General features: G+C 70.2%; 20 protein-coding genes and 1 riboswitch. Of the genes, 5 read left to right on the top strand and 15 right to left on the bottom strand.

Annotated elements, in window-relative coordinates:
- Positions 1-7 precede the first annotated feature (7 nt).
- The 4 genes from ACZ6TD_RS34060 to ACZ6TD_RS34045 form a co-directional block, all read right to left on the bottom strand.
- On the bottom strand, positions 8-1147 hold the full coding sequence (locus ACZ6TD_RS34060) for a C40 family peptidase (protein ID WP_471344358.1): 1140 nt from the start codon (positions 1145-1147) through the stop codon (positions 8-10).
- Between the two features lie 221 nt (positions 1148-1368).
- Positions 1369-2394 (bottom strand): C40 family peptidase, encoded by a 1026-nt coding sequence (locus tag ACZ6TD_RS34055; protein ID WP_346167146.1) that lies wholly within the window; start codon positions 2392-2394, stop codon positions 1369-1371.
- Positions 2395-2767: 373 nt separating this feature from the next.
- Positions 2768-4129 carry an NYN domain-containing protein gene (locus tag ACZ6TD_RS34050; RefSeq protein WP_471344356.1) on the bottom strand — a complete coding sequence of 454 codons (1362 nt, stop codon included), beginning with the start codon at positions 4127-4129 and terminating at the stop codon, positions 2768-2770.
- A gap of 17 nt (positions 4130-4146) precedes the next feature.
- Entirely contained in the window at positions 4147-4392 is a 246-nt protein-coding gene (locus tag ACZ6TD_RS34045) for a hypothetical protein (protein ID WP_471344355.1), read from the bottom strand.
- 151 nt (positions 4393-4543) lie between these two features.
- On the opposite strand from ACZ6TD_RS34045, the gene ACZ6TD_RS34040 reads away from it, so the two are divergent.
- Entirely contained in the window at positions 4544-5278 is a 735-nt protein-coding gene (locus tag ACZ6TD_RS34040; protein WP_471344353.1) for a rhomboid family intramembrane serine protease, read from the top strand.
- On the top strand, positions 5275-5556 hold the full coding sequence (locus ACZ6TD_RS34035) for an Lrp/AsnC ligand binding domain-containing protein (RefSeq protein ID WP_020872014.1): 282 nt from the start codon (positions 5275-5277) through the stop codon (positions 5554-5556). Before ACZ6TD_RS34040 ends, ACZ6TD_RS34035 begins: the two co-directional genes overlap by 4 nt.
- A 467-nt stretch (positions 5557-6023) precedes the next feature.
- On the opposite strand, the gene ACZ6TD_RS34030 is transcribed toward ACZ6TD_RS34035, so the two are convergent.
- The 6 genes from ACZ6TD_RS34030 to ctaE form a co-directional block, all read right to left on the bottom strand.
- Positions 6024-7448 (bottom strand): aminotransferase class V-fold PLP-dependent enzyme, encoded by a 1425-nt coding sequence (locus ACZ6TD_RS34030; protein WP_471344352.1) that lies wholly within the window; start codon positions 7446-7448, stop codon positions 6024-6026.
- A 202-nt stretch (positions 7449-7650) separates the two neighbouring features.
- Positions 7651-7769, bottom strand: a riboswitch (SAM riboswitch).
- 230 nt (positions 7770-7999) lie between these two features.
- Entirely contained in the window at positions 8000-9073 is a 1074-nt protein-coding gene (trpD, locus tag ACZ6TD_RS34025; RefSeq protein WP_471344350.1) for an anthranilate phosphoribosyltransferase, read from the bottom strand.
- Between the two features lie 178 nt (positions 9074-9251).
- Positions 9252-10889 carry a cytochrome bc1 complex cytochrome b subunit gene (gene qcrB / locus ACZ6TD_RS34020; RefSeq protein ID WP_471344349.1) on the bottom strand — a complete coding sequence of 546 codons (1638 nt, stop codon included), beginning with the start codon at positions 10887-10889 and terminating at the stop codon, positions 9252-9254.
- Complete coding sequence (gene qcrA / locus ACZ6TD_RS34015) at positions 10886-11941, bottom strand: cytochrome bc1 complex Rieske iron-sulfur subunit (protein WP_471344347.1); 1056 nt, start codon at positions 11939-11941, stop codon at positions 10886-10888. The genes qcrB and qcrA overlap by 4 nt, the downstream gene beginning before the upstream one ends.
- Complete coding sequence (qcrC, locus tag ACZ6TD_RS34010) at positions 11938-12747, bottom strand: cytochrome bc1 complex diheme cytochrome c subunit (RefSeq protein ID WP_191067294.1); 810 nt, start codon at positions 12745-12747, stop codon at positions 11938-11940. The genes qcrA and qcrC overlap by 4 nt, the downstream gene beginning before the upstream one ends.
- Positions 12748-12816: 69 nt before the next feature.
- Positions 12817-13437, bottom strand: a complete 621-nt coding sequence (ctaE, locus tag ACZ6TD_RS34005; protein WP_069869327.1) for an aa3-type cytochrome oxidase subunit III — start codon at positions 13435-13437, stop codon at positions 12817-12819.
- A gap of 211 nt (positions 13438-13648) precedes the next feature.
- Here ctaE and ACZ6TD_RS34000 point away from each other — a divergent pair, with 211 nt between their 5' ends.
- Positions 13649-14050 carry a hypothetical protein gene (locus ACZ6TD_RS34000; protein ID WP_471358268.1) on the top strand — a complete coding sequence of 134 codons (402 nt, stop codon included), beginning with the start codon at positions 13649-13651 and terminating at the stop codon, positions 14048-14050.
- A 21-nt stretch (positions 14051-14071) separates the two neighbouring features.
- Here ACZ6TD_RS34000 and ACZ6TD_RS33995 read toward each other — a convergent pair whose 3' ends face one another.
- From ACZ6TD_RS33995 to ctaC, 4 genes are all read right to left on the bottom strand, one after another.
- Positions 14072-15319 carry a L,D-transpeptidase gene (locus tag ACZ6TD_RS33995; protein WP_471344345.1) on the bottom strand — a complete coding sequence of 416 codons (1248 nt, stop codon included), beginning with the start codon at positions 15317-15319 and terminating at the stop codon, positions 14072-14074.
- A gap of 147 nt (positions 15320-15466) precedes the next feature.
- Positions 15467-15865 (bottom strand): cytochrome c oxidase subunit 4, encoded by a 399-nt coding sequence (locus ACZ6TD_RS33990; protein ID WP_413100704.1) that lies wholly within the window; start codon positions 15863-15865, stop codon positions 15467-15469.
- Positions 15862-17601: an aa3-type cytochrome oxidase subunit I gene (ctaD, locus tag ACZ6TD_RS33985; protein ID WP_471344343.1), complete on the bottom strand. Its 1740-nt coding sequence runs from the start codon at positions 17599-17601 to the stop codon at positions 15862-15864. Before ctaD ends, ACZ6TD_RS33990 begins: the two co-directional genes overlap by 4 nt.
- Positions 17598-18560 carry an aa3-type cytochrome oxidase subunit II gene (gene ctaC / locus ACZ6TD_RS33980; protein WP_471344341.1) on the bottom strand — a complete coding sequence of 321 codons (963 nt, stop codon included), beginning with the start codon at positions 18558-18560 and terminating at the stop codon, positions 17598-17600. Before ctaC ends, ctaD begins: the two co-directional genes overlap by 4 nt.
- Positions 18561-18956: 396 nt before the next feature.
- Between ctaC and ACZ6TD_RS33975 the strand changes: the two genes are divergently transcribed.
- Positions 18957-20357 (top strand): aminotransferase class V-fold PLP-dependent enzyme, encoded by a 1401-nt coding sequence (locus ACZ6TD_RS33975; protein WP_471344339.1) that lies wholly within the window; start codon positions 18957-18959, stop codon positions 20355-20357.
- Positions 20358-20613: 256 nt separating this feature from the next.
- Here the strand turns inward: ACZ6TD_RS33975 and ACZ6TD_RS33970 are convergent, their stop codons facing one another.
- Positions 20614-21588 carry a carbohydrate kinase family protein gene (locus ACZ6TD_RS33970; protein ID WP_471344337.1) on the bottom strand — a complete coding sequence of 325 codons (975 nt, stop codon included), beginning with the start codon at positions 21586-21588 and terminating at the stop codon, positions 20614-20616.
- Between the two features lie 175 nt (positions 21589-21763).
- Between ACZ6TD_RS33970 and ACZ6TD_RS33965 the strand changes: the two genes are divergently transcribed.
- Complete coding sequence (locus ACZ6TD_RS33965) at positions 21764-21991, top strand: hypothetical protein (RefSeq protein ID WP_471344335.1); 228 nt, start codon at positions 21764-21766, stop codon at positions 21989-21991.
- The last annotated feature ends 91 nt before the right edge of the window (positions 21992-22082 follow it).

The raw sequence follows: 22082 nt of genomic DNA, 5'->3' as shown, positions 1-22082 counted from the left end.
GCCGGCTTCAGACGCGTGTGATGGAAGAGATCGGCAACATGCCCACGGGGTCGTAGCGGACCCGCGCCCCGGGGTAAGGGGCGTGAATCACCTGCCCGTTGCCCGCGTACATGGCCACATGGCTGGCGTCGGAGCGGTAGACCACCAGATCGCCGGGGCGGGCCTGGGACAGCGGCACCGACTGCCCGGCGTGCGCCTGGGCCTGGGAGGTGCGCGGAATGGCCACCCCGGCATGGGCGTACGCCCATTGGGTCAGCCCGGAGCAGTCGAACGCGGTGGGACCGGCCTGGCCCCACGCGTACGGCAGCCCCAGGGCCGCCCGTGCCGCGCCGAACGCCGCGGCGGCACGCCCCGAGGAGGGCACGGCGTGCGGCCCGCCGGTGAGGCCGCCGGGGAGCTCCTCGGGGCCGTCACCGGAACCGGAAGGGGAGTGGCCGCCGGGAAGGGCGCCCGGCACCAGTCCGGCGAGGGCGCCGGGCTCCCGGCCGCCCGCCCGCGAGGCGCGGCGTGCGTAGCTCTCCCACTCCCCCGGCGGCAGCGCGTTCACCAGCCGCCGTGCCGTGGCCAGCCGGCGCTGGACCGCCCGCTTGTGGCGGGCCACCTCCTTACGGCTGTGCTCCAGCTTCACCAGCTTGGCCGCGGCCTCCGCGCGCTCCTGCCGCAGCGTCCGCTGGGCGCTGGTGAGCACCCGAAGCTGGGCGGCCTGACGGCTGGTGATCCGCTCCAGCGTGGCGGCCCGGTCGAGGTACTGGGCCGGGTCCCCGGACAGCAGCAGCGCGAGGCCCGGGTCGATCCCGCCGGTGCGGTACTGCCCGCCCGCGAGGGCGCCGAGCGCCGTCCGCATCCGGTTGACCCGCCCCTGGCCGCGGGCGACCCGGTCCTGGATCCGGCCGACCTGGCGGCGCAGGGCCTGGGCGCGCGTCTCCGCCGCGTTGTAGCGCTCGGTGGCCCGCTCGGCCTGGGCGTAGAGCGTGGCGATCCGGTCGCCGACGGACCGGGCGGACGGACGGCCTGCCGGGTCGTGCGGCTCGGCACCGGCCGGCACGGCGGACAGCGCGGCGGCGGAGGCCACCGCGGCCGCCGAGGCGGCGGTCCAGACGGCGGCCCGGCCGGACCGGGGTTTCGCGACGCGGCGACAGGACGCCATGGGAAGCCGCACTCCCTTCCGCAGTGTCGGGCTGAGAACTGCGGGCAGACAGTAGCCGTGGCACTACCCACGGTCCAACGGCCGTGAGGTGCGGGCACACTGACGCCCCGCCGACCGAACGCAGGTCACCGGCGGGGCGGGGGATCAGCGAGGGCGCTGGAGATTCGCCCGAAAGGATTGCGGTTGAGGCGGTTTGAAGCCCGGATCGCGGGACTTCCGGATCAGACCCGGACGCCGAACTGGAACGGCATGTTGTCCATCGACTCGTAGCGCACACCGGCACCGGGCTTGGGCGCGTGCAGCACCTGGCCGTTGCCCGCGTAGAGACCTATGTGGTGCAGGTCGCCGTAGAAGAGCACCAGGTCGCCCGGCTTGAGCTCACCGCGGCTGATGCGGGTGCCGGCGTTCGCCTGGTCCTGGGAGATGCGCGGAAGCTGCACCCCGGCCTGCTGGTAGGCCCAGCCGGTGAGTCCGGAGCAGTCGAAGGAGGACGGACCGGTCGCGCCCCAGACGTACGGGAGGCCGATCTTCGTCTTTGCGGCGGCCAGCGCGGCGGCGGCACGCCCCGACTCGGGCACCTCGTTGCCGAGGTCGACGCGCTCGCTGGAGCGGTTGGCGCGCTCGGCGTCCTGGGCCGCCAGCTTGGCGCGCTCCTTGGCGGTGAGGGTGTTGAGGAGGTTCCGGGCCTTGGACAGCTTGCCCTGGATCTCGTCCTTCTTCTTGCCGAGCGCCTTACGGGTGTCGGCGAGGTCCTGCAGCTTGGTGGACGCCTCCTCGCGCTGCTGCTTGAGGGTGCGCTGCTTGTCGGCGATCTTCCGCAGGGACTCGGCCTGCTTGCCGCTCAGCTGGCTGAGGGTGGACGCCTTCTCGAGGTAGGTGTCCGGGTCGGAGGAGAGGAGCAGCTGCACCGAGGGGTCGATCCCACCGGAGCGGTACTGGGCGGTGGCCATCGAACCCAGGCCGTTGCGCAGCTTGTTCAGGTCCTCCTGGCCGCGCGCCACCTTGTCCTGGAGATCGCCGACCTGCTTCTCCAGCTTCTGCTGCTTCTCCTTGGCGCCGTTGTACTTCTCGGTCGCCTGCTCCGCCTCTTCGTAGAGCTTGTCGACCTGCTCCTTGACGTCCTTCTTGTCCTGCTTCGGAGCGGCCTGGGCGGCCTGGGACGTGAGAGCGACGGCGGCGGCCGCGGTCGCGGTGAGGACGGTTACCCGAGTGCGGCTCGGCTGCTTGGGTCGACGGTGGGACGCCACGAAGGCGAGCTCCTTCTTCCTCCAGCCGCCTACCGGGAGTTGGGGGGTTGTGAAGCCCCGGCTCCGCGTCAGGGCGCGGACTCGGCGGTACCTCCGCTGTCACCCCGGATGGGTGATCAACCGCGCGAAGGTTCGAGCTGACCATAGTGACCCCGCCGTGATCCGTTCAAATCCCGACGGCAAAAAAGTCGGTTCGCGAGGGCATCTTTTACAAATGTCGTACGGGCAGTGATGGTCGATGACGCTCCGCTGACACCACAAGTGACCCGGGTCAGACTTGTGAAGTCATTCGAAGTGATTCGGGCACTTCAGCCACGGGAGGGAGAAACGGGGCAACCGGGATGCGGCGGCGCGCGATTCGGGCTACGACGGCTCAGGTACGGGCAAGTCGCTTCAGCAGCAACGCCGATGCCACGGGGCGCGCTCCGGCGCGTGCCACCCCGTCGGCCACCTCGCGGTCGGTGGACACCACCACCACCGGACGGCCCGGCGGCTCGGCCCGCACCAGCTGCCGGATCAACTCGTCGGCCGTCACACCCGGCTTGCTGAACAGCACCCGTACCCCGCGCGGCGGCGCGAGCAGCACCGGAGCGGCCAGCTCCGCCCCGTCGAAGACACAGGTCATCTCCGCGCCCGTCTGGGCCGCGAGCACCGCGAGACCGCCCAGCAGCCGCAGCCGCTGCTTCTCCAGCGGCATCGTGGGATAGCCGGTCTTGGTGACGTTGTAGCCGTCCACCACCAGATGCGCCTGCGGCAGCGCGAGGAGCTGGTCCAGCAGCGCCGGGTCCATCTCCGACAGCGCCCTGGTCGCTATGTCCTTCGGCGTCATCTTCCCCGGCTCCACGGCGTCCACCGTGTCCGCCGGGCGCATCGACGCGGGCGGCAGGGCCAGTTCGCGCCGCAGCCCCTGCGCCGCGTCCAGCACCGTGTCCAGCAGCAGCCGCAGCCGCATGTCCTCCACGCTGCGCCCCTCGCGCACCGCGCGCCGGCTGGCCTCCAGCGCCGACTCCGCCTCCGCGAGCCGGGCCCGCAGCCGCCGTGCCTCGCTGTCCGCAGTGGCCTGACGGGCGGCCGCCTCCGACCGTACGGACTCCAGTTCCGCCTCGACCTTGCGCAGCGCGGCCGCGCCCCGCTTCACATCGCTCTGCGCGCTGCGCAGCTTGCGCTGGAGCACGTCGTTCTCCTTGCGGGCCGACTCCAGCTCGGTGCGCGTCCGCTCCGTCTCGTGCCGGGTGGCCGCCTTGGCCTCGGCGAGCTCGTCGCGCAGCCGCTGGAGCTCGCGCGCCGCCTCCTCACCGGCCCGCTCGGCGGAGGCCCGCTGGGCCTCCTCGCCCGCGGCCTCGACCAGCTTGACCCAGCCCACCGGGCGCAGCACATACGCCACCGCCGCGACGTCCACCGGATCGGCCGCGGCGGGCGGTGACCCGCCCTCGATCGCCTCGGCCAGCTCCCGCTGGGTCTCCCGCAGCCGCCCCGCGATCCGCTGCCGGAAGACGGGGTCGCTCTCCACCGCGGCGGCCATCGCGTTGCCCGCGAACTTGGCGCGGCGGGTCGGGGTGAAACGGGCGTACTGCCGCAGCTGGGTGGGCAGCTCGGTGACCGTCAGACCGCCGAAGGCATCCGCGACCAGCGCCACCACGCGCCGTCGCACCCCCTCCGGCAGGGGGCGGTCCAGCGCCTCGGGGACGCCCTCGGCGTCACCGGCCGCCCCGGGGTCACCGGTCCGCTCCACCACCTGTCACCGCTCCGTTCTCAGGCGCTCTGGCCGGTGCTCGGACGATCCACGAGTTCCACCTGGTCGACCGCGTTGCACCAGCGACAACGCACTGACTCAATGGTCTCACTGAGCACCTCGCGTTCCTCGACGCTGGGTTCCCCCGCCAGGTCGAGATGCACATACTCCACGGCTCTGGTCGAGCGGGTCACATCGAACCGGGTGAGATTGCCGCACAGTGTGCAACGCCAGCGGGTCTGGGCGGTCGGCAGGGGCACGGCCATGGTTGCGGATCCTCGCTTCTCGGCTCGTCGGCGGCGTCCTGTAACCCTACGGCCTGAGCCCTGGCCCGTGCCGGGCCCGTCCGCCCCACGACCCGGCGGAGCGCGGCGAGGCGCTCTGTGGAGGTTGTGCCCGGTACGGAATGATCTGCCCATGATCGAGACGTCGTCGGGGCGCCACCGCCCCTGGATGGCGGGGCCCGGCCGCCCCTGGATGACGTACGGCCTGATCGTCAGCTGCTGCCTGATCTTCGTCCTCGGACCGGCCTCGGGGCTCAACCCCGGCTATGGCTCGGGCGGGCGGCTGGTGGAGGCCCAGTCCGCGTACTTCGAGCGCTGGGGGGTGGTGCCCAGCGCCCTGTGGAGCGGCGACCCCGATCAGCCGCTCGCCCCGCTGACCGCGCTGTTCGTGCACGGCAACTGGCTGCATCTGCTCGGCAACATGCTGTTCCTCTATGTCTTCGGGGCGATGACCGAGGAGCGGATGGGCCGTTTCCAGTTCGCCGTCTTCTACCTCGCCACCGGCTATCTGGCGCTGCTCGGCTACGCCGCCGCGCACGCCGACTCGGCCCAGTCCCTGGTGGGCGCCTCCGGGGCCATCTCCGGGGTGCTCGGCGCCTTTCTGTGGCTGTTTCCCCGGGCCCGGGTGACCAGCCTCTTCCCGTTCCTGTTCTTCCTCCCGCTGCGCTTTCCGGCCTGGGCGGTGCTGATCTTCTGGGTGGCCCTCCAGTGGCTGGCCGCCCGGGAGGCCGACGACCGCCCCGGCGTCGCCTATCTCGCCCATCTCGTGGGCTTCACGCTCGGCTTTCTCTACGCGTGGGCCCGGTTCGGGCGGAGGGCTAGAGTGGGCGGCGCAGCCAGGGCCAGTGAGGGAGAAAGCCAGCCGTGATCACTTCGATCGTGCTCATCAAGACCAACGTGGACCAGATCCCGGAGACCGCCGAGAAGATCGCCGCGCTGGAGGGTGTGAGCGAGGTCTACTCGGTCACCGGCGCGCACGATCTGATCGCGATGGTGCGGGTGGCCCGGCACGACGACCTCGCGGACATCATCACCGGTCAGATCAGCAAGCTGCCGGGGGTGGCCTCGACCGAGACCCACATCGCCTTCCGGACGTACTCCCAGCACGACCTGGAGGCGGCGTTCGCGATCGGCCTGGACGGCTGAGGGTGTCCGGCGGCGCGTGACGCCTGCGGCGGGCCCACGCGGCGGAGCCGCATATCGATGCTGCCCCTCCCCGCCCCTTCCCACAACTGGGGCTCCGCCCCAGACCCCGGCCGGACAATCCGGATGCGCGCGGACGCCCGCGCCACCCACGACAACGACGACCACCTCCTCACCCCCGCGGAAACCGGGGCTCGCCCCAGGCCCCGGCCGGGCCGACCCGGATGCGGTCATCCGCCACGTAGGCGCGCAGACGCGGCCAGCCCGCCGGGGCGGGCATTCGCGCCCTCACCGCCCGCCCCGCGGGCACTCTGGCCCCTGCCCTCACAGGGCGGTCAGCTGATCGCGGGGTCCAGGGGCGGAGCCCCTGGTTGCGGGAAGGGGCGGGGAGGGGAAAGAACCCCCGGACACCCCGCAGGGTCCGGCGCTCCCGAACTCTTGGCCCAGGGGCCCACGAGGCCCGTTGGGCCTCAGCCGCGGTCGGGGACGCAGCGGCCGTCCTCCGTGCGGTAGCTCCACCGGGCGCCGTCGCGCACCAGCTCCTTCACGGCGCCCACGAACCGCTCCACATGCTCGTCCGGGGTGCCCGCCCCGAAGCTGACCCGGATCGCGTTCAGCGACCGCTCCCCCGGCGCGGCCTCGGGCGCCCCGCACTCGCCCGGCTCGTCGGGCTCGCTGTCCAGCAGGGTGCGGACCAGCGGGTGGGCGCAGAACAGCCCGTCGCGTACGCCGATGCCGTACTCCGCGGAGAGCGCGGCCGCGAAGTGGGAGCTGTTCCAGCCCTCCACCACGAACGACAGCACGCCGACCCGGGGGGCCTCGTCGCCGAAGAGCGAGAGCACCCGCACCTCGGGCACCTCGGCCAGCCCCGCCCGCACCTTCTCGATCAGCTTCCGCTCACGGGCGACCAGGCCCTCGAAACCGGCCTCGGTCAGCGCCTTGCAGGCCGACGCGATCGCGTAGACGCCGATGACGTTCGGCGAGCCCGCCTCGTGCCGGGCGGCGGTGGTGTGCCACTCGACGTCGACGCCGCCGTCGTCCCTGCGCGTCACCTTACGGCTGGCGCCGCCGCCCGCCAGATACGGCCGGGCCTCCCGCAGCCAGTCCGCCCGCCCGGCCAGCACCCCGGCCCCGAAGGGCGCGTACAGCTTGTGCCCGGAGAAGGCCACCCAGTCGACGTCCGCCTCCGCGATGTCCACGGGGTGGTGCGGGGCAAGCTGCGCGGCGTCCAGGACGATACGGGCGCCGTGGGCGTGCGCGACCGCGGCCAGCTCGCGCACCGGCCACAGCTCGCCGGTCACATTGGACGCGCCGGTCACGCAGACCAGCGCCGGGCCCCCGGCGCGCCCCGCGAGCGCCTTCTCCAGCGTCTCCACCGCCTGCCGTGGGGAGCGCGGGGCGCTGAGGTAGCGAACGGTGACGTCCTCCCGCTGCTCCCACGGCAGCAGCGAGGCGTGGTGCTCGGTCTCGAAGACGAAGACCTCGGTGCCCCGGGGCGCCACGGCGGCCAGGAGGTTGAGCGAATCGGTGGTGGAGCGGGTGAAGACGACCTGGTCGTCCTCGCGGCAGCCGAGGAAGGCGGCGACGTCCTTACGGCTGTTCTCGAAGAGGTCGGTGGACAGCTGCGAGAGGTAGCCGGCCCCGCGGTGCACGCTGCCGTAGTAGGGCGCGTAGGCGGCGATGTCGTCCCAGACCCGCCGCAGCGCGGGGGCGCTGGCGGCGTAGTCGAGCGCCGCGTAGGTCACCTCACCGCCGGTGACCAGCGGCACCAGGACGTCGCTGCCCAGCACGGGCAGCGGCTCACAGGCGGCGACAGCGGTGGTGGAGGCGGAGGCGGAGGCGGAAGCGGTGGCGGAAGCGGAGGCGGAGGCGGTGGCAGCAGGGCGCTCGGACATGGCGAAGTCTCCCGAAAGGGTCGAATGAATGCGTGACGCGCACGGAAACGGAGGCGGCGAGCCAGCCGTAAGGGCGCGGAAAATCGCTCGACGCACGGCCGCACCGTGCGGAGCACATTGAGGAGAGACGGGCCGCTCGGCCCTAGCGCATTCGCTGCATCACGGAAGAACTCCCTCGACCACCAGGACCCCTAGTGCGAGGGGTCCGCGCTTGCCGCCGGCCTCGCTGCCTGGCGGCCTGGTCATCACCCGGGGCACCCCGCCACGGACGGAGGGTTGCCGGACAGCGGGCCGGGGCCGTAGTCGCTGTCGCTCGTGACCTGGGCAGGAGTATGCCATGTCAGGCGCCGGCGCCCATGCCCTGTCCGCATCCCGGACAGACCATGGGCGCCGTAAGGAGTTCACCGGACAGGGGCAAGTCGGCTGCGGTTCGGCGGCGCCCTGAAGGGGCGCTGGGCCGTGTCGATGTGCGGCTCCGCCTCGTGGGCGCGACCAGCCACGACGGCGCCGCAGACCGTCGACGACATATCAGACCACTCTCAGCGGAGCGCTCAGGCGTGGGTGGCCCGGACCCATCGCTCCAGGACGTCGCGCGCCGCGCCCGAGTCGATCGACTCGGCGGCCCGCGCCACACCCGCCCCGATCCGGTCCGTCAGGGGCTTGTCCCCCGGCTCCCGCTCGAGCGCCACCAGCGCCGCCGCCGAGTTCAGCAGCACCGCGTCCCGGACCGGGCCCCGCTCGCCCGCCAGCAGCCGGCGGGCCACATCGGCGTTGTACGAGGCGTCCGCGCCCCGCAGGGCCTCCACCGGGGCCCGCTCGACGCCCACGTCCCGGGGGTCGAAGGTCTCCTGGCGCACGGCGCCGTCCCGGACCTCCCACACCTGGGAGGTCGTGGTCACGGTGAGCTCGTCCAGCCCGTCGTCGCCCCGGACGACCAGCGCTGAGGAGCCCCGCTCGGCCAGCACCCCGGCGATGATGGGCGCCATACGGGCATCGGCGACCCCGGTCGCCTGGCAGGTGACCTTCGCCGGGTTGGTCAGCGGGCCGAGCAGGTTGAACGGGGTGGCGACGCCCAGCTCGCGCCGGGCCGAGGCGACATGACGCAGCGACGGGTGGAACTTCACCGCGAAGCAGAAGGTGATCCCCGCCTCCTCCGCGACCTCGACCACCCGCTCGGGGGTGATGTCCAGATTGACGCCGAGCTTCTCCAGCACGTCGGAGGCGCCGCTGGCGGAGGACGCGGCGCGGTTGCCGTGCTTGACCACCCGCGCGCCGGTACCGGCGACGACCAGCGCGGACATGGTGGAGATGTTGACCGTCCTGGCGCGGTCACCGCCGGTGCCCACGATGTCCACGGTCGCCCCGGGCACCTCGATCACCCTGGCGTGCTCGTACATGGCCCGCACCAGACCGGCCACCTCGGAGACCGTCTCGCCCTTGGCACGCAGCGCGATCGCGAAACCGGCGATCTGCGCGTCGGTGGCCTCGCCCCGCATGATCCGGTCCATGGCCCAGGCGGTGTCGTCGGCATCGAGGTCCCGGCCGGCGATCAGCGAGCTGAGTACGTCCGGCCAGGTGCGGGCCGTCGCGGTGCTGTCGCCTCCGGCGGGGGTCACAACGTCCATGGTCCGCTCCTGGATCCGTGGGGGTGGGCAGGGAAGGGGTCCGCGCACTTCAGCGGCCCGTCGCAAGCCTATCGGCAGCACGGCCGGGGCCCCGGCCGGACCGTGTGGTCCGGGCCGGGGCCCTGGTGGTGTGGCGTCGCTGTAGGAAGAAACCGGTCGCTGAAGGGGTACCGGGAGATCAGTGGTGGCCGTGGCCGCTGGTGATCTCGTGGTACTCCTCGCGGGTCGGCTTCGGAATGACGTTGTTCTCGCCGTAGTAGCCCTTGGAGAGCTTCGAACGGAGCTTCTGAGAACGCTTTATCTTCCGCTTGACCCCGTTCTCGTCGACCTCCGGGCCGATCTCGTAGGGCTCGGGCTGCTCGTGCTGGGTGAGCGTGTGCAGCTGCTCCTGCGCGAGCGGCTCGTGGACCTCGATGAACTCACCGTGCGGCAGCCGCTTGATGATGCCGGTCTCACGGCCGTGCAGCACCTTGTCCCTGTCGCGCCGCTGGAGGCCGAGGCAGATCCGCTTGGTGGCGATGAACGCCAGGACCGGGCCCACGAAGAAGGCGATCCGCACGAACCACGTGATCGAGTTGATCGACAGGTGGAAGTGGGTGGCCCACAGGTCGTTACCGCCACCGACCAGCATCACGAAGTACGCGGTCATCCAGGCGACACCGAAGGCCGTACGGGTCGGGGCGTTGCGCGGGCGGTCCAGGATGTGGTGCTCACGCTTGTCGCCGGTGATCCAGGACTCGATGAACGGGTAGAGCCCGATCGCGAACAGGACCAGCGGGAAGAGCACGATCGGGATGAACACGCCCAGGACGAGCGTGTGGCCCCAGGCGGTGATCTCCCAGCCGGGCATCACACGGACCAGACCCTCGGCGAAGCCCATGTACCAGTCGGGCTGGGCGCCGGTGGACACCTGGTCGGGCCGGTAGGGGCCGATGGTCCAGATCGGGTTGATGGTCGCGATCGCGGAGATGACCGCGATCACACCGAAGACCAGGAAGAAGAAGCCGCCCGCCTTGGCCATGTAGACCGGCAGCAGAGGCATGCCGACGACGTTCTTCTCGGTCTTTCCGGCCCCGGGGTACTGCGTGTGCTTGTGGTAGAAGACCAGGATCAGGTGCGCCACCAGCAGGCCGAGCATGATGCCCGGCAGCAGCAGGACGTGGACCGGGTAGAGCCTCGCGATGAGGTCCGTGCCGGGGAACTCGCCGCCGAAGACGAACATCGAGATGTAGGTGCCGACCACCGGGATCGACAGGAACACACCCTCGATGAACCGCAGACCGGTGCCGGAGAGCAGGTCGTCGGGGAGCGAGTAGCCGGTGAAGCCGGTCAGCATGCCGAGGAAGAACAGCAGGAAGCCGAACAGCCAGTTGATCTCACGCGGCTTGCGGAACGCACCGGTGAAGAACACGCGCATCATGTGCGTGAACATGCCGGCGAGGAAGACCAGCGCGGCCCAGTGGTGGATCTGCCGGATGAGCAGACCGCCCCGCACCTCGAAGCTGATGTCGAGGGTCGACTGGAACGCCTCGGACATCCGCACGCCCTGCATCGGGACGTACGGGCCCTCGTAGGTGACCTCCGCCATGCTGGGGTGGAAGAACAGCGTCAGGTACACACCCGTGAGGATGATGATGATGAAGCTGTAGAGGCAGACCTCGCCCAGCATGAAGGACCAGTGGTCCGGGAAGATCTTGCGCATATTGGCCTTGGCCAGGCTGTAGATGCCCAGCCGGCCGTCGGCCCAGTCCGCGACGCGCTCACCCGCGGGCGCTTTGCCCCGGCGCTGCGCGGCGCTGTCGCTTGTAGTACTCATCCGCGCTCCCAGTAAGCAGGACCGACGGGCTCCGAGAAGTCGCCCATGGCTTCGAGGTACCCCTGGTCGTTGGCCCTGATCCGCAGCTGCGGCAGCGCGTGACCGGCCGGACCGAAGATCACTCGGCCACCGTCGGAGAGGTCGAAGGTCGACTGGTGGCAGGGGCACAGGACGTGGTGCGTCTGCTGCTCGTAGAGGTTGATCGGGCAGCCGACGTGGGTGCAGATCTTGGAGAACGCGACGATGCCCTCGTGCGACCAGTCCAGTTCGCGCTTGTCCTTGATGTTCTCCGGCTGGAGCCGGACCAGCATCAGGGCCGCCTTGGCGATCTCCGTCTGGAAGTCGTGCTGCTCCTCGCTCATGCCCTCGGGCATGGCGAAGGTGAGCGAACCCACGGAGATGTCCTCGGGGCGCAGCGGCTGCATGGTGTTGTAGTTGAGCAGCTTCTTGCCCTTGGCCCACTTGGTGTGCCGGAGCTTGGTGCCGGGCATCGGGCCGAGGTCGCGCAGCAGCACGACGCCGGAGAGCGGCACCAGCGCGAGCGCGCCGAAGAGGGTGTTGCGGGCCAGCTTGCGACGGCCGAAGCCGGACTCCTTGGCGCCGGCGGCGAAATCCTCGAGGACCTTCGACTTCACCTCGGGGCTGGCCTCGATGGGGTGGCGCTCGTCGGCGATCTCCACATCGGACATCAGGGTGCGGGCCCAGTGGACCGCGCCCGCGCCGATGGTGAACAGCGCGATGCCGAGCGTCAGCCCCAGCGCGAAGTTCAGCGCGCTGATGTGCCCGATCGGGAAGACGTAGATGTACTTGTCGACCGGGAGTGCCACATACGCGGCGATGAAGGCGATCGTGGCCAGCATCGAGACCGTGAAGAGCATTGCGACGGTGCGCTCGGAGCGCCTCGCGGCCCGCTCGTCGATGTCCTGCTTACGGTGCTCGTGCGGGGGCAGCCCCGGGTCGGCGAACGGGTCCTCGGCCGGCCTTACGGCGCTCCCGGCCCCCCGCCCTTCCGGCAGCTTGTCTTCTGCTTCTGAAATCTCGTGGCTACTCATGACTTCTTGGCCTTTGCGGTCCGGGCGGCGACCCAGATGGTGAGGACGATCATCGCGCCCATGCCGAAGACCCAGCCGAACAGACCCTCGCTCACCGGGCCGAGCCCGCCGAGCTCAAGACCACCGGGGGTCTTGCTCTTGTCGCTGTTGACCGTGTCGAGGTAGGCGATGATGTCCTGCTTGTTCTTCTCCGGCATCACGGTGTCGGGGAAGGAGGGCATGTTCTGCGGGCCGGTCTGCATGGCCTCGTAGAGATGCTTGGGGCTGACCCCGTCGAGAGCCGGCGCGAACTTGCCGTTGGTGAGGGCACCACCCTTACCGGCGAAGTTGTGGCACTGCGCGCAGTTCGTACGGAAGAGCTCCCCGCCCTTCGCGACGTCCGCGCCGTCCGGGCTGTACTGGCTCTTGGTGGGCGTCACCGGACCCGCACCGAGCGAGGCGATGTAGGCGGCGAGCTGCTCGATCTCGGCGTCCGAGTAGATCTTCTTCTTCTTCGGCACCTGGGCGCCCGGCTGCTGCGCCGGCATGCGGCCGGTGCCGACCTGGAAGTCCACGGCGGCGGAGCCGACGCCGACCAGGCTCGGGCCGTCAGAGGTCCCCTGACCGCCCGTGCCATGGCAGCTGGCGCAGCCGACGGCATAGAGCTTCTTGCCCTCCTCGATGGCGAGGGACTGGGCGGAGCTGTCGTCGGCCTTCGCCTCGCTCGGCGAAAACGCGGCGTACAGCCCCCCAGTGACCGCCAGCGCGAAGAGTAGGACGACGAGCGCAGCCAGCGGATGGCGCCGTCGTGCGGAGAGCTTTTTCACGGATTACCCCGGTGTCAGGATCTTCTGCGTCGATGCTGTTAAGGACGTGGTTCCGGTGCGGTGACCGGCTTACTTGATCATGTAGATCGTGGCGAAGAGGCCGATCCAGACGACATCGACGAAGTGCCAGTAATAGGACACGACGATGGCCGCCGTCGCCTGCTGGTGGGTGAACCTCTTGGCCGCGTACGTCCTGCCCAGGACCAGCAGGAAGGCGATCAGGCCGCCCGTCACATGCAGTCCGTGGAAGCCGGTGGTCAGGTAGAACACCGAGCCGTAGGGGTCGGAGGAGAGCGAAAGCCCGTCCTTCTTGACCAGCTCGGTGTATTCGAAGATCTGACCGCCGATGAAGATCGCGCCCATGATGAAGGTGATCACGAACCAGGAGCGCAGCTTCTTCACGTCGCCGCGCTCGGCGGCGAAGACGCCGAGCTGGCAGGTGAGGGAGGAGAGCACCAGGATCGTGGTGTTCGTCGCCGAGAACGGGAAGTTCAGCGAGGACGCCATTTCCTTCCAGTGCTCGGCTCCGGTCACCGATCGCAGGGTGAAGTACATCGCGAAGAGGGCCGCGAAGAACATCAGCTCGGAACTCAGCCAGATGATGGTTCCGACGCTGGTGAGGTTCGGCCGGTTGACCGACGGGTGCGCGTGCCCGGTTTCTACTGCTGTTGCTGTCGCCACGACCGACATTATGTCGGTCGCTTATCCAGCGCTCACTCCCGGGGGTCCCGTTCGGAGTGTCAAGGGCCGCGTCAAGGACATCGACCCTGCTCGTCGGGGCTGTTCCGGACAGTCCCTCGAAGGAGGGAGAGATCCGTACGCCCCCTCCTCCGGACGGCTGTACGGGAGTAGCATCCGCCACAGGAGCCCGGCAGATCACTTACTTCGTCCGGAGGTCATGATGCGGCCCACCGCAACGGTGCTGGTCTACAGCGATGACGTGAGCACCCGCGAGCAGGTGCGCCTGGCGGCCGGGCGCCGGCCCGCCGCCGATCTGCCCCCGGTGGAGTTCATCGAGTGCGCCACTCTCCCGGCCGTTCTCTCGGCGCTGGAGGAGGGCGGCATCGACGCCTGTGTGCTGGACGGCGAGTCGGCGCCCGCGGGCGGGATGGGCGTCTGCCGGCAGATCAAGGACGAGATCTTCCAGTGCCCGCCGGTGCTGCTGCTCATCGGCCGCCCGCAGGACGCCTGGCTGGCCACCTGGAGCCGCGCGGAGGCCGCGGTCACGCATCCGGTGGACCCGGTGGCCCTGGCGGACGCGCTGGCCGGGCTGCTCCGCAAGCGGCTCGCCGTGGGCGCCTGACCTCACCGTCCTCACCGCTGCTCAGACCTGGGGTCGGAGCCGGGCGGAGTCGGCGGGGGTGGCATCGGACTGGCCGGAGGCGACGGCGCTGCCCTTGCGCCAGTCCGCCCAGGCCATGTTCCAGTCGCCGTAGCCGTTGTCGAACGTCGCCATGTCCTCTCCGTTGCTGTGCACCACCTGGACGATGTCCCCCAGGCGCACGGTGTTGAAGAACCACTGGGCGTTCGCCGTGCTCATGCCCGTGCAGCCGTGGCTGACGTTGGCGTAGCCCTGCGAACCGGTGGACCAGGGCGCGGCATGGACGTATTCACCGCTCTTGGTGACCCGGGCGGCCCAGTAGACCATCAGGTCGTAGGAGCCCGCGCCCAGTCCGATGCTGGCGCCCGTCATCCGTACGGCGGATTCCTTGGCCAGGATGACCTTGATGCCGTTCCGGGTGTCGAATCCGGGCATACCGGTGGTGATCGGGATGGTCCGGATCGGCACCCCGTTGCGCTTCACCGTCATCTGGTGGGTGCCGGAGTCGGTGAGGGCCTCGATGCGGTCGCCGGTGGTCAGCCGCAGCGACTTGGTCTCGCCGCCGTAGAGCCCGCCGCCGATCCGGATGCCCTTGAGGTTGGAGTGCACCGTGATGGTGGCGTGGGCGGGCCAGTACTCCTGCGGGCGGTAGTGCAGGTTCCGGCTGTCCACCCAGTGCCAGACGCCCTCCACCGCGGGCCGTGAGTCCACCTTCAGTGCGCGTTCGATCACGGCGCGGGCCGAGGGGTCCTTGACGGGCCGGCTCAGCTTGGCCGTGATGGGCTGCCCCACCCCGTACTCCCCCGCCTTGGGGCCGAAGGTGACCTTCAGCAGCCGGTGGGCGGAGCTGGTGGTGAAGTCGACGGTACGGCGGCCCGGAGCGCCATTGGAGTCCTCCGTGGACACCTTCAGCGTGTAGTGGGCGCCCGCGGCCAGCGGCACGGTGCTGCGCCAGCGCTTGCCGTCGTCGGTCAGCTCACCCCGGACGTAGCGGCCCGCGGCGTCGGTGGCCGTGACATCCGTGATCCGGCTGTCGTCGTCCTTGGCCGTCACTTCGAGCGGCTTGTCCGGATCGGCCTTACGGCCGTCGCCGTCACCGCTGAAGGAGATCTGATCGGCGGCGTCGTACGGCTTGGCGGACAGGGGGTCGGGGGAGCCCCCGCATCCGCTCAGACCCGCTATCAGCGGCGCCACCAGCAGGGCGCAGGTCAGCACCGCCCGGCTTCTTGGTGATCGAGGTGTGTGGCTCATGGAGCCAACGTAAGAACGGTGTCCGGGAACGGCGCGCGGAGTGAGGCACCGGAGTGAACCGGCGGGGCCGTCCGGGCCCGCGACGTACGAGCGGGGCCCGGACACCTGGGGAGGTGTCCGGGCCCCGCTCGTATCAGCCGGTCAGGGCTACTGGTTGGCGTTCTCGCCGCGGTAGTACTCGAAGACCCAGCCGAAGAGGCCGATCATGATGATCGGGGCCGAGAAGAAGAGCAGCCACCAGCCGAAGATCACGCCCAGGAAGGCCATGGCGCCGCCGACGCCGAGGGAGAGCGGCTGCCAGCTGTGCGGGGAGAAGAACCCCAGCTCGCCGGCGTCGTCCGCGACATCCGCGTCCTTGTTGTCCTGCGCACCGACATCCACCCGGCGGGCCGTGAAGGCCAGGTAGTAGCCGATCATGATGCTCAGCGCGAAGGCCAGGAAGAGCGCCGTGGTGCCGGCCGGCTCCTTCGACCACACGCCATAGACGATCGCCATGACGAGGATGAAGACGGCCAGCCAGATGAACATCCGGCCTTGAACCTTCACTTGCCGGCCTCCTTACCACCCGCGAGGGCCTTGTCATCGTCGGGCGCACCGTGATTCTCGAGCTGGTCGAGCGCCGCGATCTCCGGGTGGTGCAGGTCGAACGCCGGGGATTCGGAGCGGATCCGCGGCAGGGTGAGGAAGTTGTGCCGCGGGGGCGGGCAGGAGGTCGCCCACTCCAGCGAACGGCCATAGCCCCAGGGGTCGTCGACCTCGACCTTCTTGCCGTACTTGGCGGTCTTCCAGACGTTGTAGAGGAACGGCAGGATCGACAGGCCCAGCAGGAAGGAGCTGATGGTCGAGATGGTGTTCAGCGTGGTGATGCCGTCGGCCGCCAGGTAGTCGGCGTACCGGCGGGGCATGCCCTCGGCGCCCAGCCAGTGCTGCACCAGGAACGTGCCGTGGAAGCCCACGAACAGCGTCCAGAAGGTGATCTTGCCGAGCCGCTCGTCCAGCATCTTGCCGGTCATCTTCGGCCACCAGAAGTGGAATCCGGCGAACATCGCGAAGACCACGGTGCCGAAGACCACGTAGTGGAAGTGGGCCACCACGAAGTACGAGTCGGAGACGTGGAAGTCCATCGGCGGCGAGGCCAGGATCACACCGGTCAGACCACCGAAGGTGAAGGTGATCAGGAAGCCGATCGCCCAGAGCATCGGGGTCTCGAAGCTCAGCGACCCCTTCCACATCGTGCCGATCCAGTTGAAGAACTTGATACCGGTCGGCACCGCGATGAGGAACGTCATGAACGAGAAGAACGGCAGGAGCACTCCGCCGGTGACATACATGTGGTGGGCCCACACCGTCACCGAGAGACCGGCGATCGAAATGGTCGCGGCGATCAGGGAGATGTAACCGAACATCGGCTTCCGGGAGAAGACCGGAATGACCTCGGAAATGATGCCGAAGAACGGCAGCGCGATGATGTACACCTCTGGATGGCCGAAGAACCAGAAGAGGTGTTGCCAGAGCAACGCTCCGCCATTGGCCGCGTCGAAGACATGCGCCCCGAATTTACGGTCCGCCTCCAGGGCGAACAGCGCGGCGGCCAGCACCGGGAAGGCGAGCAGGACCAGCACCGCGGTCAGCAGCACGTTCCAGGTGAAGATCGGCATGCGGAACATCGTCATGCCCGGAGCGCGCATGCAGATGATCGTGGTGATGAAGTTGACCGCACCGAGGATCGTGCCGAAGCCGGAGAGCGCCAGACCCATGATCCACATGTCCGCGCCCACACCCGGCGACCGCACCGCGTCCGACAGCGGGGAATAGGCGAACCAGCCGAAGTCGGCCGCGCCCTGCGGGGTCAGGAACCCGCCCACCGCGATCAGCGAGCCGAAGAGGTACAGCCAGTACGCGAACATGTTCAGCCGCGGGAACGCCACATCGGGCGCACCGATCTGCAGCGGCATGATCCAGTTCGTGAAGCCCGCGAACAGCGGGGTGGCGAACATCAGCAGCATGATCGTGCCATGCATGGTGAACGCCTGATTGAACTGCTCGTTCGACATGATCTGCGTACCCGGACGGGCCAGCTCGGCGCGCATGAAGAGCGCCATCAGGCCGCCGATGCAGAAGAACGCGAACGACGTGACGAGGTAGAGCGTGCCGATCGTCTTGTGGTCCGTGGTGGTCAGCCACTTGACGACGACATTGCCCGGCTGCTTCCGACGTACCGGTACTTCCCGCTCTTGCGAGGCGGTGGTGCCGGCACCCTGGGGTTCGTTGAGGATGCTCACGATGTCCTGGTCTCCGCGTTCTTGGCGGCGTCCGTCTGCTCAATGCCCGCCGGGATGTAGCCGGTCTGGCCCTTCTTCGCCAGCTCCTTGAGGTGCTGCTGGTAACGCTCCGGCGACACGACCTTGACGTTGAAGAGCATCCGGGAGTGGTCGACGCCGCACAGCTCGGCGCACTTGCCCTTGAAGGTGCCCTCGCGGTTCGGAGTGACCTCGAAGCGGTTGGTGTGCCCCGGGATGACGTCCATCTTCATCAGGAAGGGGACCACCCAGAACGAGTGGATGACATCGCGGGACGTCAGGATGAACTGGACGGACTCGCCCTTGGGCAGCCACAGGGTCGGGCCCGGGTTGCCGGTCTGCGGGTTCCGCTCACCCGGGGTGCCCGCGTCGTAGACGCCCTCGGCACCCTTGGGGACCGCGCTCAGCATGCGCTGGGGGATCGCGGAGATCTCCTTGGCTTCCCGCTTGGGCGTGGCGGTGGACCCGTCCACGTTCTCCATGTAGTTGAAGCCCCAGCTCCACTGGTAGCCCACCACGTTGACCACGTGGTCGGGCTTCTTGGAGGTCTTGAGGAGCGCGTTCTCATCGCGTGCGGTGAAGTAGAACAGCACCGAGACGATGATGATCGGGACCACGGTGTACAGCGCCTCGATCGGCATGTTGTACCGGGTCTGCGCGGGGACCTCGATCTTGGTCCTGCTGCGACGGTGGAAGATGACCGCCCAGATGATCAGGCCCCAGACCAGGACGCCCGTGGCGAGCGCCGCCGCCCACGAGCCCTGCCACAGGGAGAGGATCCGCGGCGCCTCCTCCGTGACGGGGGTAGGCATTCCGAGGCGGGGGAAGTCCTTGGATGTGCAACCGGTGGCGGTCGCCAGGACCAAGCCCGCGGCCAGCGCCTGCAGCAGCTTCCGCCGCACCGGGCGCCGCGACGAGCGGTCGGAGCCGTTGGGACTCACGTAGCGCCTTCCCGAGAGTCTCGCCCGCGCGGTCGGCCGCGGCCGTCTGTCTGGTCGGTCGCCGGGCCCGGTGCGGGCAGGGGTTTGGATGTTTATGCGGACCAAACCCTACTGGACGCCATTTGGGGTCGCGCGGGGAGGGTGCCCAACGCGCCGGGGCGCTCCACGAAGGGGTGGAATCCCGGGCTCCGGCGGCCTTTTCCGGCCGGGCGCGGCCCGGGTTCCAGCCCCCGTCCGACCCCGGTCCGACCCCGGCTCCGGGCGGGTGCGACCCTGGTTCCGATGCCGACGCGATCCCGGCTCCGGTCCCGGCGCGACTCCGGCTCCGGTCGCGGTGCGATCCTGCGCGGGGCCATGCCCGTCCGTTCGCCGGGCGCGGCGACTAGCGTTCCTTACGTGCCCTACTTCGACGCGGCCTCATCCGCTCCCCTGCACCCCGTCGCCCGGCAGGCGCTCCTCGCCGCACTCGACGAGGGGTGGGCCGACCCCTCACGCCTGTACCGGGAGGGGCGGCGGGCCCGGCTGCTGCTGGACGCCGCGCGGGAGGCGGCCGCCGAGGCCGTGGGGTGCCGCCCGGACGAGCTCGTCTTCACCCCTTCGGGGACCCGCGCGGTGCACGACGGCGTCGCGGGGGCACTCTCGGGGCGGCGGCGCGCCGGTCGCCGTGTGATCGTCTCCGCCGTGGAGCACTCCTCGGTGCTGCACGCGGCGGCCGCGCACGAGGCGGGCGGCGGCACGGTCACCGAGGTCCCGGTGGACCGTACGGGACGGGTCGCGCCGGGCGCGTACGCGGCGGCCCTGCGGGAGGCCCCGGACGGGGTCGCGCTGGCCTGTCTGCAGTCCGCCAACCACGAGGTCGGCACCCGGCAGCCGGTGGCCGAGGCCGCCGAGGAGTGCGCGGCGGCGGACGTACCGCTGCTGGTGGACGCGGCGCAGTCGCTCGGCTGGGGCCCCACGGAAGGCAATTGGTCGCTTCTGACCGCAAGTGCCCATAAATGGGGCGGTCCTGCGGGAGTGGGGCTGCTCGCGGTGCGCAAGGGGGTGCGCTTCCGTACCGTTCAGCCCGCCGACGAGCGGGAGTCGGGCCGCTCCCCCGGGTTCGAGAACCTCCCCGCCATCGTCGCCGCGGCGGCCTCGCTGCGGGCCGTCCGGGCGGAGGCCGCCGCCGAGGCGGAGCGGCTGCGGGGGCTGGTGGAGCGGATCCGGGCGCGGGTGCCGGAGCTGGTGCCGGACGTCGAGGTGGTCGGCGATCCGGAGCGGCGGCTGCCGCATCTGGTGACCTTCTCCTGTCTCTATGTCGACGGAGAGGCGCTCCTCCATGAGCTGGACCGCGCGGAGTTCTCGGTCTCGTCCGGCTCCTCCTGCACCTCCTCCACGCTGACCCCGAGCCATGTGCTGCGGGCCATGGGGGTGCTGTCCGAGGGCAATGTCCGGGTCTCGCTCCCGCGCGGTACGGCCGAGGCGGAGGTGGACCGGTTCCTGGAGGCGCTGCCGGGGGTCGTGGCGGGCGTACGGGAGCGCCTGGGCGCCCCGAGAGCGGCCGAAGCCGCGGACCCGACCCCCGAGCCCGAGCCCGAGCTGGTCGTCGACTCGCTCGGCAAGCGATGCCCGATCCCGGTGATCGAGCTGGCCAAGGTGATCGGCGAGGTGCCGGTGGGCGGTGTGGTGACGGTCCTGGCCGACGACGAGGCGGCCCGGCTGGACATTCCGGCCTGGTGCGAGATGCGCGGCCAGACCTACGAGGGCGAGCGCCCGGCCGACCGGGGCGTGGCCTATCGAGTGCGCCGCCGCGCCTAGTGTCCGGCGGTACGCGTACGCCTGCGGCGGGCCACGCGGCGGAGCCGCATATCGATGCTTCCCCCTCCCCGCCCCTTCCCGGCACCTAACGATGTGCGGCTCCGCCGCGTGGGGGGGCTCCGCCCCAGACCCCGCTCCTCAATCTCCCCCAGCTACCGCTGGGAGGTGCCCCCTGGAGGGGCTGGAAGGCGGGGCTGCCGACGGGGCCCAAGGGGCGAGGGCCCCCGGGCCCTCGCCCCTTGGGCGCCTCACGGGTTCAGGGCAGGTGGGCCGCGATCTCGCCCGCCGCGTCATGGCCGTACGCCTTGGCGAAGCGCTCCATGAAGTGGCCGCGGCGCAGCTCGTACTCCTGCGTGCCGACCGTCTCGATGACCAGCGTCGCCAGCATGCAGCCCACCTGGGCGGCCCGCTCCAGCGAGAGGTTCCAGGACAGACCGGAGAGGAAGCCCGCGCGGAAGGCGTCGCCGACGCCGGTCGGGTCGGCCTTCTGCTCCTCCTCCGGGCAGCCGACGACGACGGGCTCCTCGCCCTCGCGGTCGATCCGCACGCCCTGCGCGCCCAGCGTGGTGACGCGGGTGCCGACCTTGGCGAGGATCTGGTCCGCGGTCCAGCCGGTCTTGGTCTCGATCAGCGCGGCCTCGTACTCGTTGGTGAAGAGGTACTCCGCGCCGCCGATCAGCACCCGGATGTCCTCGCCGTCCATGCGGGCGAGCTGCTGGGAGGGGTCGGCGGCGAAGGCGATGCCGCGCGAGCGGCACTCCTCGGTGTGGCGGACCATGGCCTCCGGGTCGTCCGCGCTGATCAGCACCAGGTCGAGGCCGCCGACGCGCTCCGCGACGGGCTGGAGCTCGATCTGGCGGGCCTCGCTCATGGCACCGGTGTAGAAGGACGCGATCTGGTTGTGGTCGGCGTCGGTGGTGCACACGAAGCGCGCGGTGTGCTGGACCTCGGAGATCCGCACGGACGCGGTGTCCACACCGTGCCGGTCCAGCCAGGCGCGGTAGTCGGCGAAGTCCTCGCCGGCCGCGCCGACCAGGATCGGGCGCAGACCCAACACTCCCATGCCGAAACAGATGTTGGGGCCGACTCCGCCACGGCGGACGTCGAGGGTGTCGACCAGGAAGGAGAGGGAGACCGTATGCAGCTGATCGGCGACCAGCTGATCGGCGAAACGGCCGGGGAAGGACATCAGATGGTCGGTGGCGATGGAGCCGGTTACGGCGATACGCACTGAGTCGCTCCTGCGGGGCGGGCGGAGAGATCGGACGCTTCACGCTATCTGCTCGGCCCGGTCCATACGAACGGAAGAAACTACCCAATAGTAGGTCTTTTTTCCCCGACACCCGCTGAATACGGTGCGTGGACACGGGGGACGCGTCGGCGACCCCTATGGACCGGGAGGCATCATGCCCCAGCACCTCACCCCCGCTTTCCCCGCCACCGGGGCCATCGAGCCCGAATATCTGGAGGAGCTGCGCGGCGACGGTGCACGGATGGCGCCGCACTGGGCGGTCACCGTATCGGCCGCTCCCACCAGGCCCGTTTCCCCGGTCGCCGCCTCCCGCATCCGGGGGATCACGGTGCCCGCCGCATCGGCCGATCTGCTGGCCGGCATGTCCGATTACGGCGATTGAAGGAACCGGCCGCGCCCCGGCTCCGTCTCATCGGCATCTCCTCGCGAGGGATGGGACCGTAGAACGTGAGCGGAGCCGAAGGAGCAAAACG

Source organism: Streptomyces yongxingensis, assembly GCF_055597465.1.
The sequence above is the reverse complement of the archived record's forward strand: the minus strand, read 5'-3'. Positions and strand labels throughout refer to the sequence as shown.

Coding starts and splice junctions, on each gene's coding strand:
- ACZ6TD_RS34060 (WP_471344358.1), bottom strand. CDS start 1,147: ATGGCGTCCTGTCGCCGCGTCGCGAAACCCCGGTCCGGCCGGGCCGCC.
- ACZ6TD_RS34045 (WP_471344355.1), bottom strand. CDS start 4,392: ATGGCCGTGCCCCTGCCGACCGCCCAGACCCGCTGGCGTTGCACACTG.
- ACZ6TD_RS34040 (WP_471344353.1), top strand. CDS start 4,544: ATGATCGAGACGTCGTCGGGGCGCCACCGCCCCTGGATGGCGGGGCCC.
- ACZ6TD_RS34030 (WP_471344352.1), bottom strand. CDS start 7,448: ATGTCCGAGCGCCCTGCTGCCACCGCCTCCGCCTCCGCTTCCGCCACC.
- trpD (WP_471344350.1), bottom strand. CDS start 9,073: ATGGACGTTGTGACCCCCGCCGGAGGCGACAGCACCGCGACGGCCCGC.
- qcrB (WP_471344349.1), bottom strand. CDS start 10,889: ATGAGTACTACAAGCGACAGCGCCGCGCAGCGCCGGGGCAAAGCGCCC.
- qcrA (WP_471344347.1), bottom strand. CDS start 11,941: ATGAGTAGCCACGAGATTTCAGAAGCAGAAGACAAGCTGCCGGAAGGG.
- ctaE (WP_069869327.1), bottom strand. CDS start 13,437: ATGTCGGTCGTGGCGACAGCAACAGCAGTAGAAACCGGGCACGCGCAC.
- ACZ6TD_RS34000 (WP_471358268.1), top strand. CDS start 13,649: ATGCGGCCCACCGCAACGGTGCTGGTCTACAGCGATGACGTGAGCACC.
- ACZ6TD_RS33995 (WP_471344345.1), bottom strand. CDS start 15,319: ATGAGCCACACACCTCGATCACCAAGAAGCCGGGCGGTGCTGACCTGC.
- ACZ6TD_RS33965 (WP_471344335.1), top strand. CDS start 21,764: ATGCCCCAGCACCTCACCCCCGCTTTCCCCGCCACCGGGGCCATCGAG.